This is a genomic window from Streptomyces sp. NPDC020192 (genome assembly GCF_044388685.1).
GTDB lineage: Bacteria > Actinomycetota > Actinomycetes > Streptomycetales > Streptomycetaceae > Streptomyces.
The window spans coordinates 142,792-157,126 of sequence record NZ_JBIRXG010000011.1 but is presented as its reverse complement, the minus strand read 5'-3'; the positions used below and the strand labels follow the sequence as shown (position 1 = coordinate 157,126).

The 14,335-nt window shown below is 70.8% G+C and carries 11 protein-coding genes; 10 read left to right on the top strand and 1 reads right to left on the bottom strand.

Annotated elements, in window-relative coordinates; translation table 11 throughout:
• Positions 1 to 17 precede the first annotated feature (17 nt).
• The 3 genes from ACH47Z_RS22125 (at position 18) to ACH47Z_RS22115 (ending at position 4,297) form a co-directional block, all read left to right on the top strand.
• On the top strand, positions 18 to 1,715 hold the full coding sequence (locus ACH47Z_RS22125) for a PHP domain-containing protein (RefSeq protein WP_399076143.1): 1,698 nt from the start codon (positions 18 to 20) through the stop codon (positions 1,713 to 1,715).
• A gap of 125 nt (positions 1,716 to 1,840) precedes the next feature.
• A complete protein-coding gene (locus ACH47Z_RS22120) occupies positions 1,841 to 2,599 on the top strand; it encodes an IclR family transcriptional regulator (protein WP_399076141.1) in 759 nt (252 codons plus the stop codon).
• A gap of 300 nt (positions 2,600 to 2,899) precedes the next feature.
• Positions 2,900 to 4,297: a glycoside hydrolase family 16 protein gene (locus ACH47Z_RS22115; protein WP_399076139.1), complete on the top strand. Its 1,398-nt coding sequence runs from the start codon at positions 2,900 to 2,902 to the stop codon at positions 4,295 to 4,297.
• A 13-nt stretch (positions 4,298 to 4,310) separates the two neighbouring features.
• Here the strand turns inward: ACH47Z_RS22115 and ACH47Z_RS22110 are convergent, their stop codons facing one another.
• Positions 4,311 to 5,222, bottom strand: a complete 912-nt coding sequence (locus tag ACH47Z_RS22110) for a helix-turn-helix domain-containing protein (RefSeq protein WP_399076137.1) — start codon at positions 5,220 to 5,222, stop codon at positions 4,311 to 4,313.
• Positions 5,223 to 5,368: 146 nt separating this feature from the next.
• Here ACH47Z_RS22110 and tkt point away from each other — a divergent pair, with 146 nt between their 5' ends.
• From tkt to ACH47Z_RS22075, 7 genes are all read left to right on the top strand, one after another.
• Positions 5,369 to 7,444, top strand: a complete 2,076-nt coding sequence (gene tkt / locus ACH47Z_RS22105; RefSeq protein ID WP_399076136.1) for a transketolase — start codon at positions 5,369 to 5,371, stop codon at positions 7,442 to 7,444.
• Positions 7,445 to 7,510: 66 nt separating this feature from the next.
• Entirely contained in the window at positions 7,511 to 8,656 is a 1,146-nt protein-coding gene (gene tal, locus ACH47Z_RS22100) for a transaldolase (RefSeq protein WP_399076133.1), read from the top strand.
• Complete coding sequence (zwf, locus tag ACH47Z_RS22095; protein WP_399076131.1) at positions 8,653 to 10,245, top strand: glucose-6-phosphate dehydrogenase; 1,593 nt, start codon at positions 8,653 to 8,655, stop codon at positions 10,243 to 10,245. The genes tal and zwf overlap by 4 nt, the downstream gene beginning before the upstream one ends.
• Positions 10,242 to 11,168, top strand: a complete 927-nt coding sequence (gene opcA, locus ACH47Z_RS22090; protein WP_399076129.1) for a glucose-6-phosphate dehydrogenase assembly protein OpcA — start codon at positions 10,242 to 10,244, stop codon at positions 11,166 to 11,168. The genes zwf and opcA overlap by 4 nt, the downstream gene beginning before the upstream one ends.
• 1 nt (position 11,169) lies before the next feature.
• Positions 11,170 to 12,840, top strand: coding sequence for a glucose-6-phosphate isomerase (gene pgi / locus ACH47Z_RS22085; protein WP_399076127.1), 1,671 nt, complete (start codon positions 11,170 to 11,172; stop codon positions 12,838 to 12,840).
• Between the two features lie 2 nt (positions 12,841 to 12,842).
• Positions 12,843 to 13,721: a phosphogluconate dehydrogenase (NAD(+)-dependent, decarboxylating) gene (gene gnd, locus ACH47Z_RS22080; RefSeq protein ID WP_399076125.1), complete on the top strand. Its 879-nt coding sequence runs from the start codon at positions 12,843 to 12,845 to the stop codon at positions 13,719 to 13,721.
• A 6-nt stretch (positions 13,722 to 13,727) separates the two neighbouring features.
• Positions 13,728 to 14,321, top strand: coding sequence for a histidine phosphatase family protein (locus ACH47Z_RS22075; protein ID WP_399076123.1), 594 nt, complete (start codon positions 13,728 to 13,730; stop codon positions 14,319 to 14,321).
• Positions 14,322 to 14,335: the final 14 nt, after the last annotated feature.

The following is a 14,335-nucleotide window of genomic DNA, read 5'->3' as shown; positions in this document are numbered from 1 at the left end:
CGCATCCGAGGATCATCATGACCGAGCAGCAGCTCCCCGTCTGGGCCGACCCGGCGGTCTCCCCCACCGCCCTCGACGCCCAGGGCGTGTCCAGACGCCAACTCCTGCGCCGCGCCGGTCTGTTCGGCGCCGCGTTCGCCCTCGGGCCGGCGGCGACGCCCGCGTTCGCCGCGTCCCCGCAGAGCCTCGGCGGCGAGGACCCGCACCTCGCCTACCTGGTCGGCGACCACCACGTCCACTCCGTGTACAGCCATGACGCGAAGTACACGTTCTCCCAGCAGGCCCAGGCCGCCGCGAAGTACGGCCTGGACTGGATGGTGTTCAACGAGCACTCCAACTTCGGGCACGCCTACTATGGCGCGAAGATGGAGCACGCGGAGATCCTCAAGGCCCGCGCCGAGAACCCGCGTCAGCTGATCTTCCAGGGCCTGGAGTGGTACATCCCGGCCGCCGAGCACTGCACGGTCTTCGCCGCGCCCGGCCCCAACGAGACCGACCTGCTCACCCAGTTCGAGCTCGCCTACGACGGCAAGCTGCTCGGCTACACCGACGGCTCCGCGACCGGCACCTACACCGCCCGCAACGAGGCCCACGCGGTCAAGGCCGTCCAGTGGCTGGCCGAACAGCGCCGCACCGGCTACGTCGACGACGTCCTGGTGCTCGCCAACCACCCGCTGCGCCTCGGCATCGACTCCCCGCACGAGATGCGCAACTGGCGGGACGCAGGGTGGGGCGGCGGGAACGAGTGGGCCCCCGAGATCATGATCGGCATGGAGGGCGCGCCCGGCGCCCAGGGCGCGGCGATCCCCGGCTGGCGTGGCGCCACCTCGATCCGCGGCGAGTACGAGAACAAGCCCTCCGCCCAGTCCTGGGCGGGCTACCCGGCGGACGCGTACCTCACGTACGGCGGCTTCGACTGGGCCACGGCGACGGTCGGCGGTCTGTGGGACGCGCTGCTCGCCGAGGGCCGCCTGTTCACGATCACCACGAACTCCGACAACCACCGCACGGTCTTCGACACCTGGAAGAACGGCGACTGGCCGGCCGGGCAGAATTTCGACAACACCGGCAAGCTGCCCGACCCGGTCAACACCACCACCCCGCAGCCGGGCAGCGACTTCTGGCCCGGCGAGTTCAGCCGCACCCACGTCGGCGTCACCCGCTACGGCTACCGCGCGGTGATGGCGGGCCTGCGCGCGGGCCGGGTGTGGGTCGACCACGGGCATCTGCTCGACGGCCTCGACGTGCGCGTGAAGCGGGACTGCGACCACGGCCCGGGCGTCACGCTCGGCGGGCGGCTGCGTGTCCGCGCGGGCGAGCGGATCACACTGTCCGTGACGGTCACCACGGCCTCCCGTACCAACCCGCAGGGCATCCTGCCCCGGCTGGCGCACGTGGACGTCGTCCGGGGTGCCGTGCGCGGCCCGGTCGCCGACCGGGACTCCTGGCGCGCGCCGGACACCAAGGTCGTGCACACCGCGGACGTCAGCGGCCGTACCGGCACCTACACCCTGCGTGTCCCGCTCACCGCCGGCGACGAGTCCTTCTACGTCCGGCTGCGCGGCAGCGACGGAAACCGGCACGGAACCGGTTACCTCGGTGCGTCCGTCGACCCGCACGGGCCGATCCCGCACGAGCCGGGAAACGGCGACCCGTGGGCCGACACGTGGTTCTACTCCAACCCCGTCTTCGTCGAGGTGACCGGAGCCCGCTGAGACACCGGCTGAAACACCGTAGCTGCTGATCCGGCGGCCTCGTCCGCATACTGTCGGCAGCAACATCCCCGCCGGACACCGCCCGGCGGGGATGCCCGGCGACAGGGTGAGGTGGGTACGTGCCGGTGAGTGAACGGTCCGCCGCCGACCGGCTGCTGTCCGTGCTCGGCGCGTTCGACCACGAGCACCCCGCCCTGTCGCTGACGGACATCAGCCGCCGGGCCGGGCTCAGCCTGACCACCGCGCACCGGCTGACCGGCGCCCTGACGGCCTGGGGCGCGCTGGAGCGCGACGCCTGCGGGGTCTACCACGTGGGGCTGCGGCTGTGGGAGGTGGCCGCGCTCGCCCCGCGCGGCCTCGGCCTGCGCCAGCTGGCCCTGCCGTACCTGGAGGACCTGTACGAGGCGACGCACGAGAACGTGCAGCTGGCGGTGCGGGACGGGGGTGAGGTCGTCTACGTCGAGTGGCTGCAGGGCCGTTCGGCGGTGGGCGTGCAGATCCGGGTCGGGGCGCGCTGGCCGCTGCACGCCACCGGGGTCGGGCTCGTCCTCCTCGCGCACGCGGACCCGGCCTTCCAGGAGGAGTACTGCGCCGGGCCGCTCGTCTCCTTCACCCCGTACACCCTCACCGATCCGGCGCTGCTGCGGCGCACGCTCGCCGAGGTACGGCGCTCGGGTGTGGCGGTGAGCGAGCGGCAGGTGACCGAGGATGCCCTCTCGGTCGCGGCGGCGGTGCGCGACGCGGGCGGGGAGGTGGTCGCGGCGGTGTCGGTGGTCGTGCCCCGGGCGGGCGCCCAGGTACCGGCGCTGGCCCCGGCGGTCCGGCTGGCGGGCCGGGGCATCTCCCGGGCCCTGGGCTGGCGGCCGCAGCGCCGCGAGAGCTGACCCGCCCACTCCCCCTACCGACCGGGCCGCCGTGCAGAAGGCGATCACGGTGACGACGGAGCCGGCCGTGGAGGTGCTCGGGCTACCGGAAGGCGGGCAGCGCGGTCTGAGCGGGTACGGGTGGCTTCACCCCGTGAACTCCACTGCGAATCAAGGACTTTCCTTGTTTCAAGCCTTGACGGTTCAAGGGGCGGGGAGCACATTGGCGGCACTCTGAGAGCGCTCTCAGGCCAGGCCCGGGCCGGCGCGGGAGCGCTCTCACCTCATCCCCACACCCCGTATCCGAGAGGCACCCGTGACATGAGCGCATCCTCCGGCATACCCGGACCACACCCCCTGCGGCGCGCGTTCGTCGCCGTCGTCGCCACGCTCGGCCTGTCGGCGGCCCTCGCCACGGCCGCCACCGCCCCCGCCGACGCCTCCGCCCCCACACCCCCGTCCGGCTGGACCCAGGTCTTCCTCGACGACTTCAACGGCGCTGTGGGCTCCGGCGTCAACACGGCCAACTGGCAGTACGACACCGGCACTTCGTACCCGGGCGGCGCCGCGAACTGGGGCACCGGCGAGGTCGAGTCGATGACGTCGAGCACGAACAACGTGTCCCTCGACGGCAACGGCGACCTGCAGATCACCCCGCGCCGGGACGCCTCCGGCAACTGGACCTCCGGCCGGATCGAGACCACCCGCACCGACTTCCAGCCACCGGCCGGCGGCAAGCTGCGCGTGGAGGCCCGGATCCAGATGCCGAACGTGACCGGTGACGCGGCCGCCGGCTACTGGCCCGCCTTCTGGATGCTGGGCGCGCCCTACCGGGGCAACTACCAGAACTGGCCGAGCGTCGGCGAGCTGGACATCATGGAGAACGTCAACGGCCTGAACAAGACGTGGGCCACCATGCACTGCGGCACCAACCCCGGCGGCCCGTGCAACGAGACCACGGGCCTCGGCAACTCGACCGCCTGCCCGAACACCACCTGCCAGTCGGGCTTCCACACCTACACGATGGAGTGGGACCGCTCGGTGAGCCCGGAGGCGATCCGCTTCGCCGTCGACGGCGTCACCTACCAGACGGTGACGGCGAATCAGGTGGACGCGACGACGTGGGCCAACGCCACGAACCACGGCTTCTTCGTCATCCTGAACGTGGCGATGGGCGGCGGCTTCCCCGCGGCGTTCGGCGGCGGCCCGACCGGCGCCACCGAGCCGGGCCACCCGATGGTCGTGGACTACGTCCAGGTGCTCCAGTCCTCCGGGAGCGGCGGCACCACTCCCCCGCCGAGCGGCAACCGGGACGCCTACAGCCCGGTCCAGGCCGAGTCCTACGACAGCCAGTCCGGCATCAGCACCGAGACCACGACGGACACCGGCGGCGGGCAGGACATCGGCTACATCGCCAATGGCGACTGGGCGCTCTACAAGGGCGTGAACTTCGGCTCGACGCCGGCCACACAGTTCTACGGCCGGGTCGCCAGCGGTGCCGCGAGCGGGGTCAGCGGTCTGGTGCAGGTACGTCTGGACAGCCCCACCAGTACCCCGGTCGGCAGCTTCGCCGTCGGCAACACCGGGGGCTGGCAGTCCTGGCGGACCGTCCCGGCCAACATCAGCCCGGTCACCGGCACCCATGACGTCTATCTGACCTTCTCCAGCGGCCAGCCGGCGGACTTCGTGAACGTGAACTGGTTCGACTTCGGTCACTGACGTTCCGGCGCTCTCAGCGCAGCTCCGCCCGGAACCCCACCGGTGTCCGCCCGGTGTGCAGCTGGAAGAACTTGGTGAAGTTCGCCGCGTCGGGGAAGCCCACGGCCGCCCCGACGCGGCCTATCGGCATGTCCGTGTGGGCGAGGAGGCGTTTGGCCTCCAGGATCACGCGTTTGTCGATGAAGCCCTTCGGGGTCTCGCCGGTGGCGGCGCGGACGGCGCGGACGAGGGTGCGCCGGGAGTAGCCGAGGGCGTCGGCGTAGGCGCTGACGCTGTGGTTGGTGGCGAAGCCCTGCTCGACGGCGTCCCGGAACCGCGTGAAGATGCTGTCCGTCTGTTGCCGGGAGGCCTCGGCGGAACTGGCCGCGAGGTGGGCGAGACGCAGCAGGAACGCGGTGAGGGTGTGTCTGAGGACGGCGGTGTGCAGGCTGAGCGGGAGGGTGGCGGTGTCCTCGTACTCGCGTCGCAGCTGGTCGAGGGAGGCCTGGAGGGCGGCGAGCCGGTCGGGGTCGGGGTGGAGCAGGGGCGGGAGGTCGTAGCGGTACAGGCCGGTGGCCTCGACGGTGGCGCGGGGCAGAAAGCCGGGCTGCATGGTCAGGACCGTCCCGCGGTACAGGGACTCCCGGTCGAAGCGGTGGACCTGTCCGGGGCGGATCCAGAGCAGGTCGCCGGCCGTGGCCTCGTACTCGGCGAAGTCGATCATGTGCCGTACGGGGCCGTCGGTGAAGAGCATGACGACGTGGAAGTCGATGCGGTGGACGCGCTCCAGCGGGGCGTCGGCGTGCCAGGTGTGGTCGGTGCCCATCGGGCCGACCTGCATACCGACGCGGCCGACGGCCAGCTCGGTCGGGAAGGCGAAGGTCCTGATTCCGTCGCCGCCGCCGTTCGTGGCACCGCCTTCAGCTTGTGGCGTTCTGTCAGCCATGTCCTGTTCGCGCCGTCCGTGTTCCGTGATCGCTGTCCCAGATTCACCACAGACTGACACACCCCGACCTTCCCTCGAAAAAGTCAGACTTTTAAGTTTGAACGCGTCCGGCCAGCCATCCCGCACTGAACGAGGACTTCTTGAAGATGACCACGCAGACTTCCGACAGCTTCGAGTGGACCGACCTCGACCGGCGTGCCGTGGACACCGCCCGCCTGCTGGCGGCCGACGCGGTGCAGAAGGTCGGCAACGGCCACCCGGGCACCGCGATGAGCCTGGCTCCTGCCGCGTACACGATCTTTCAGAAGGTGATGCGTCATGACCCGGCCGACCCGGAGTGGGCGGGCCGTGACCGCTTCGTCCTCTCCCCCGGCCACACCTCGCTGACCCTGTACACGCAGCTGTTCCTCGCCGGGTACGAGCTGGAGCTGGACGACCTCAGGGCCTTCCGGACGCACGGGTCGAAGACGCCCGGCCACCCCGAGTACGGGCACACGGCCGGCGTCGAGACCACCACCGGCCCGCTGGGCCAGGGTCTCGCCAACGCGGTCGGCATGGCGATGGCGGCCCGCTACGAGCGGGGCCTGTTCGACCCGGAGGCTCCCGAGGGCACCTCCCCCTTCGACCACACCATCTGGGCGATCGTCTCCGACGGCGACCTGGAGGAGGGCGTCTCCGCCGAGGCCTCCTCGCTGGCCGGCCACCAGAAGCTCGGCAACCTGGTCTTCCTCTACGACGACAACCACATCTCCATCGAGGGCGACACCGCGACCGCCTTCTCCGAGGACGTCCTGAAGCGGTACGAGGCCTACGGCTGGCACACCCAGCGCATCGAGCCCACCGCCGAGGGCGACGTCGACACCGAGGCCCTGTACCGGGCGCTGAAGGCCGCGCAGGCCGAGACCGGGCGGCCGTCGATCATCGCGATGCGCACGATCATCGCCTGGCCCGCCCCGAACGCCCAGGGCACCGAGGCCTCCCACGGCTCCGCCCTCGGCGAGGACGAGATCGCGGCCACCAAGCGGCTCCTCGGCTTCGACCCCGAGCAGACCTTCGAGGTCACCGACGAGGTCCTCAAGCACACCCGCCGGGCCCTGGACCGGGGCGCCGAGGCGCACGCCGCCTGGGACAAGCGGATCGCCGAGTGGCGCACCGCCGACGCCGAGCGGGCCGCCCTGTTCGAGCGGGTCGGCAAGGGCGAGCTGCCCGCGGGCTGGCAGGACGCGCTGCCGGTGTTCGAGGAGGGCAAGTCCGTCGCCACCCGTGCCGCCTCCGGCAAGGTGCTGCAGGCGCTCGGCCCGGTGATCCCCGAGCTGTGGGGCGGCTCCGCCGACCTCGCCGGCTCCAACAACACCACCATCGACAAGACCAGCTCCTTCCTGCCCGAGGGCAACCCGCTGCCCGAGGCCGACCCGTACGGCCGTACCGTCCACTTCGGCATCCGCGAGTTCTCCATGGCCGCGGAGATGAACGGCATCGCCCTGCACGGCAACACCCGGATCTACGGCGGCACCTTCCTGGTGTTCTCCGACTACATGCGCAACGCCGTCCGCATGTCGGCCCTGATGCAGCTGCCGGTGACGTACGTGTGGACGCACGACTCCGTCGGCCTCGGCGAGGACGGCCCGACCCATCAGCCGGTCGAGCACCTGGCGTCGCTGCGCGCGATCCCGGGTCTGAACGTCGTCCGCCCGGCGGACGCCAACGAGACCGCGATCGCCTGGGCCGAGATCCTGAAGAGGCACGCCGTGAACCCCGCCCCGCACGGGCTCGCGCTCACCCGCCAGGGCGTGCCGGTGTACGCGCCGAACGAGGACGCGGCCAAGGGCGGCTATGTGCTGCGCGAGTCCTCGACCGAGGTCCCGGAGGTGATCGTCATCGCGACGGGTTCCGAGGTGCAGCTGGCCGTGGCCGCGCGGGAGGCGCTGGAGGCGGAGGGAATCGGCACCCGCGTGGTGTCGATGCCGTCGGTGGAGTGGTTCGAGGAGCAGGACCAGGCGTACAAGGACGCCGTGCTCCCGCCGGCCGTCAAGGCCCGGGTCGCCGTGGAGGCGGGCATCGGGCTGACCTGGTACCGCTACGTCGGCGACGCCGGCCGGATCGTCTCCCTGGAGCACTTCGGCGCCTCCGCCGACGCGAAGACCCTGTTCGCCGAGTTCGGCTTCACCCCCGAGAACGTCGCCGCCCAGGCCCGCGAGTCGCTCGCCGACTCGCGCTCCTGACCCGACCGCGACAAGAATCCGCTCCTGACGTCCGCGACAAGACAACGCGGCGAGAAGAAAAGAAAGATGACTGACGTGACCGAAGCAATCGCCACCGCCGGAGCCCTCAAGCGCCTCGCCGACGAGGGGGTCTCCATCTGGCTGGACGACCTGTCGCGCAAGCGGATCGCCTCGGGCAACCTGGCGGACCTGATCGAGAACAAGAACGTCGTCGGTGTCACCACCAACCCGTCGATCTTCCAGGCCGCCATCGGCTCCGGCGAGGGCTACGAGGAGCAGCTCACCGACCTCGCCGTACGGGGTGTGACGGTGGACGAGGCGGTGCGGATGATGACGACCGCCGATGTGCGGGCCGCCGCCGATGTCCTGCGGTCCGTGTACACCGCCTCCGAGGGGCGCGACGGCCGCGTCTCCATCGAGGTCGACCCCCGCCTCGCCCACGACACCACGGCGACGATCGCCGAGGCCAAGCAGCTCGCCTGGCTGGTCGACCGCCCCAACGTGATGATCAAGATCCCGGCGACCAAGGCGGGCCTGCCGGCGATCACCGAGGTCATCGGCCTCGGCATCAGCGTCAACGTGACCCTGATCTTCTCGCTGGAGCGCTACCGCGAGGTCATGGCCGCCTACCTGGCCGGTCTGGAGAAGGCCCGCGAGCGCGGCATCGACCTCTCCACGATCCACTCGGTGGCGTCCTTCTTCGTCTCCCGCGTGGACTCCGAGATCGACAAGCGGCTGACCGCCCTCGGCACCGACGAGGCCCTCGCCCTCAAGGGCCGCGCGGCCCTCGCCAACGCCCGGCTCGCCTACGAGGCGTACGAGGAGGTCTTCGGGTCCGAGCGCTGGCTGGCGCTCGCCGGGGACCGGGCGAACAGGCAGCGTCCGCTGTGGGCGTCCACCGGTGTGAAGGACCCCGCGTACAAGGACACCCTGTACGTGGACGAGCTGGTCGCGCCGGGCACCGTCAACACCATGCCGGAGGCCACGCTGAACGCCGTCGCCGACCACGGCGAGATCACCGGTGACACGGTGACCGGCGGGTACTCGCAGGCTCGCGCCGACCTCGCCGCCGTCGAGCGGCTCGGCATCGCCTACGCCGAGATCGTCCAGCAGCTGGAGGACGAGGGCGTCGCCAAGTTCGAGGCGGCCTGGCAGGACCTGCTGGACGCCGTCGCCACGTCCCTGACGAGCAAGGGAGCTGACGCCCGATGACCGAGAACGCACCCGCCGCCCCGGCGCCCGCACCCGAGGCGGTGCAGGTCCCGGTGGGCCCGGCCGCCGACTGGGAGAACCCGCTCAGGGACGCCCGCGACCGCCGCCTGCCCCGCATCGCCGGCCCGTCCGGTCTGGTCATCTTCGGTGTGACCGGTGACCTGTCCCGCAAGAAGCTGATGCCGGCCGTGTACGACCTGGCCAACCGCGGTCTGCTGCCGCCGGGCTTCTCCCTGGTCGGGTTCGCCCGCCGGGAGTGGGAGGACCAGGACTTCGCGCAGGTCGTGCACGACTCCGTGCGCGAGCACGCCCGCACCCCGTTCCGCGAGGAGGTGTGGCAGCAGCTCGCCGAGGGCATGCGGTTCATCCCCGGCGACTTCGACGACGACACCGCGTTCAAGCAGCTCAAGGACGCCGTGGAGGAGCTGGACGCCTCCCGCGGCACCGGCGGCAACTTCGCGTTCTACCTCTCGGTGCCGCCGAAGTTCTTCCCGAAGGTCGTGCAGCAGCTGAAGAAGCACGGCCTGGCCAACCCTCCACAGGGTTCCTGGCGGCGCGCGGTCATCGAAAAGCCGTTCGGCCACGACCTCGGCAGCGCCCGCGAGCTGAACGCGATCGTGCACGACGTGTTCGAGCCGGACCAGGTGTTCCGCATCGACCACTACCTGGGCAAGGAGACGGTCCAGAACATCCTGGCGCTGCGCTTCGCCAACCAGATGTACGAGCCGATCTGGAACCGCTCGTACGTCGACCACATCCAGATCACCATGGCCGAGGACATCGGCATCGGCGGCCGCGCCGGCTACTACGACGGCATCGGCGCCGCCCGTGACGTCATCCAGAACCACCTCCTTCAGCTGATGGCGCTGACCGCCATGGAGGAGCCGATCGCGTTCGACGCGGAGGCGCTGCTCACCGAGAAGCTGAAGGTGCTCAAGTCGGTGCGCCTGCCGGCGGAGCTCGGCAAGCACACCGTGCGCGGGCAGTACGCCGAGGGCTGGCAGGGCGGCGAGAAGGTCGTCGGCTACCTCCAGGAGGAGGGCATCGACCCCACGTCGAAGACCGACACCTTCGCCGCGATCAAGCTGGGCATCGACAACCGCCGCTGGGCGGGCGTGCCGTTCTACCTGCGCACCGGCAAGCGGCTGGGCCGCCGGGTCACCGAGATCGCGGTGGTCTTCAAGCGGGCCCCGCACTCCCCCTTCGACTCCACGGCCACCGAGGAGCTGGGCCAGAACGCGATCGTCATCCGCGTCCAGCCCGACGAGGGCATGACCGTCCGCTTCGGCTCGAAGGTGCCGGGCACCTCGATGGAGATCCGGGACGTGTCGATGGACTTCGCCTACGGCGAGTCGTTCACCGAGTCGAGCCCGGAGGCGTACGAGCGGCTCATCCTGGACGTGCTGCTCGGCGACGCGAATTTGTTCCCCCGTCACCAGGAAGTGGAAGAGTCCTGGAAGATCCTCGACCCGATCGAGGAGTACTGGGCGGCGCACGGCAGGCCGGCGCAGTACGCGTCGGGCAGCTGGGGACCCGAGGAAGCGGACGAGATGCTCGCACGAGACGGACGGAGCTGGCGCAGGCCATGAAGATCGACCTGACCGACACCACGGCAAGCAAGATCAACAAGGCGCTGGTGCAGGGCCGCCGCGCCATCGGCACCCCGGCCGTGGGCATGGTCCTGACGATGGTCATCGTCACGGACGAGGAGAACGCCTACGACTCGATCAAGGCCGCCGAGGACGCCTCGCACGAGCACCCCATGCGGACCCTGGTCGTCATCAAGCGGCATGTGCGCACCCTGCGCGACCGCACCCACTCGCGCCTCGACGCCGAGGTCCGGGTCGGCTCCGAGGCCGGCACCGGCGAGACGGTCGTCCTGCGCACCTACGGCGAGGTGTCCGAGCACGCCGACTCGGTCGTCCTGCCGCTGCTGCTGCCGGACGCGCCCGTCGTCGTGTGGTGGCCGGTGGAGGCCCCCGAGACCCCGTCCAAGGACCCGCTCGGGGCGCTCGCCCAGCGCCGGATCACCGACCTGTACGCGGCCCTGCGGCCGATGGAGGTCCTGGAAACCCGGGCCCGTAACTACGCGCCCGGCGACACCGACCTCGCCTGGACCCGGCTCACGCTGTGGCGCTCGATGCTGGCCGCCGCCCTGGACCAGGCCCGCGCGCGGATCACGTCGGCGGCCGTCGAGGCCGAGGCGGACAACCCCAGTGCCGAACTGCTCTCGCGCTGGCTGGAGGCCCGGCTGAACGTGCGCGTGGACCGCGTGGTCACCGGCGGCCCGGTCGTCACCGCCGTACGCCTCGGCACCGCGAACGGCGAGATCGTCATCGACCGGCCCGAGGGACCGCTCGCGACCCTGACCCTGCCGGGCCAGCCGCCGCGCACCCTGGCGCTGAAGGTCCGCCCCACCTCCGAACTCATCGCCGAGGAACTGCGCCGCCTCGACGCCGACGAGATGTACGCCATCGCCCTCAAGGGCGAGGCCACCAAGGAGAACGCCTGACATGGCAGCGACCCAGTCTTCCGGGTTTCCCCAGCTCACCCACCGGCCCGAGTGGCCGGCCCTCGTCGACCACCGCGCCGAGGGCCGGCCGCACCTGCGCGACCTGTTCGCGCAGGACCCCGGCCGCGCCGAGCGGTACGTCGTACGGGTCGGCGACCTGTACATTGACTACAGCAAGCACCTGATCACCGACGAGACCCTGGCCCTCCTCCAGGAACTCGCCACCGCCACCGGCGTGTCCGGCCTGCGCGACGCCATGTTCCGCGGCGAGAAGATCAACGTCACCGAGGACCGCGCCGTGCTGCACACCGCGCTGCGCGCCCCGCGCGAGGCGGTGATCGAGGTCGACGGCGAGAACGTCGTCCCCAAGGTGCACGCCGTGCTCGACAAGATGGCACGCTTCGCCGACCGCGTCCGCTCGGGTGAGTGGACCGGCCACACCGGCAAGCGGATCAGGAACGTCGTCAACATCGGCATCGGCGGCTCCGACCTCGGCCCGGCCATGGCGTACGAGGCGCTGCGCCCGTACACCGCACGGGAGTTGACGTTCCGCTTCGTGTCGAACGTGGACGGCGCCGACCTGCACGAGGCCACCCGCGACCTGGACCCGGCGGAGACCCTGTTCATCGTCGCGTCCAAGACGTTCACCACGATCGAGACGATCACCAACGCGACGAGCGCGCGGAAGTGGCTTCTCGACGGTTTGGACGGCGACGACAAGGCCGTGGCGAAGCACTTCGTGGCGCTGTCCACGAACGGAGAGAAGGTCACCGAGTTCGGCATCGACCCGGACAACATGTTCGAGTTCTGGGACTGGGTCGGCGGCCGCTACTCGTACGACTCGGCGATCGGCCTGTCCCTGATGATCGCCATCGGCCCGGACCGGTTCCGCGAGATGCTGGACGGTTTCCACCTGGTCGACGAGCACTTCCGCACCGCGCCCGCCGAAGCCAACGCGCCTTTGCTGCTGGGCCTGTTGGGGATCTGGTACGGCGACTTCCACGACGCCCAGTCGCACGCGGTCCTGCCGTACAGCCACTACCTGTCGAAGTTCACCGCGTACCTCCAGCAGCTGGACATGGAGTCCAACGGCAAGTCGGTGCAGCGCGACGGCAAGCCGGTGCAGTGGCAGACCGGACCGGTCGTCTGGGGCACCCCGGGCACCAACGGGCAGCACGCCTACTACCAGTTGATCCACCAGGGCACCAAGCTGATCCCGGCGGACTTCATCGGCTTCGCCCGCCCGGTCGGTGAGCTGAGCGCCGAACTCAAGGCGCAGCACGACCTGTTGATGGCCAACTTCTTCGCCCAGACCCAGGCCCTCGCCTTCGGCAAGACGGCCGAGGAGGTCCGCGCGGAGGGCGTGCCCGAGCAGCAGGTGGCACATCGCACCTTCCACGGCGACCACCCGACGACCACGATCCTGGCGACCGAGCTGACCCCGTCGGTGCTCGGCCAGCTGATCGCCCTCTACGAGCACAAGGTGTTCGTGCAGGGCGCCGTGTGGAACATCGACTCCTTCGACCAGTGGGGCGTGGAGCTGGGCAAGGTCCTCGCCAAGCGCGTCGAGCCCGCCCTCACCGAGGGCGCCGACGTCCCCGGTCTCGACCCCTCCTCCCAGGCCCTCGTCGCCGCCTACCGCACTCTCAAGAACGCTCAGGAAGTGAACTGATCATGCAGCTCGGTCTCATCGGTCTCGGCAAGATGGGCGGCAACATGCGCGAGCGGATCCGCCGCGCCGGCCACACCGTCATCGGCTACGACCGCAACCCCGAGGTCTCCGACGTCAAGTCCCTGGCCGAACTGGTCGAGAAGCTCGACGCGCCCCGCCGTGTGTGGGTGATGGTCCCGGCCGGCACCGCCACCCAGACCGTCGTCGACGAGCTCGGCGATCTGCTGGAGCCCGGCGACACGGTGATCGACGGCGGCAACTCCCGCTGGACGGACGACGAGAAGCACGCCGCCGCCCTCGGCATCAAGGGCATCGGCTTCGTCGACGCCGGTGTCTCCGGCGGTGTGTGGGGCCTGGAAAACGGTTACGCACTCATGGTCGGCGGCGACCAGCAGCACGTGGAGCCGCTGAAGCCGATCTTCGAGGCGCTCAAGCCCGAGGGCCCCTACGGATACGTCCACGCCGGCCGCGTCGGCGCCGGACACTTCTCCAAGATGGTCCACAACGGCATCGAGTACGCCATGATGCAGGCCTACGCCGAGGGCTGGGAGCTGCTGGAGAAGGTCCACTCCGTGGAGAACGTCCGCGAGGTGTACCGCTCCTGGCAGGAGGGCACCGTCATCCGTTCCTGGCTGCTGGACCTCGCGGTCAACGCCCTGGACGAGGACGAGCACCTGGAGAAGCTGCGCGGCTACGCCGAGGACTCCGGCGAGGGCCGCTGGACGGTCGAGGCGGCCATCGACAACGCGGTGCCGCTGCCCGCGATCACCGCGTCGCTGTTCGCCCGGTTCGCCTCGCGGCAGGACGACTCCCCGCAGATGAAGATGATCGCCGCGCTGCGCAACCAGTTCGGCGGCCACGCGGTCGAGAAGAAGGACTGATCCACCGTGGGGGACCTCCTGCTGGTCCGCCACGGTGAGACGGAGTGGAGCCTGTCGGGACAGCACACGAGCTGGACCGACCTGCCCCTGACCGAGCACGGCGAGGAACAGGCCAAGTCCCTCGCCCCGCTCCTCACCGAGCGGACGTACTCCCTGGCGCTGGCCAGCCCGCTGAACCGCGCGCTACGCACCGCCGAACTGGCGGGCCTGACCGGGGTCGTGCCCGACCCCGATCTGCACGAGTGGGACTACGGCGGCTACGAGGGTGTCACCACGGTCGACATCCACCGGACGCGCCCCACCTGGGACCTGTGGACCGACGGTGTGCCGCCCGGCCCGGAGGGGCACCCGGGCGAGTCACCGGAGGAGACCGGGGCCCGCGCCGACCGGGTGCTGGCCCGCGTCGACAAGGCGCTCGCCGAGGACGCCGGGGACGTGGTCCTCGTCGCCCACGCCCACTTCCTGCGGGTGCTCACGGCCCGTCGGCTGGGCCTCCCGCCCGCCGAGGGCCGGCTGTTCCAGCTGGCCACCGGCACGGTCAGCCGGCTGTCCACCGAGCACGGGCGACCCGTGATCGCCGAGTGGAACAGACGGCCGTAACGGCCCTTCTCCTG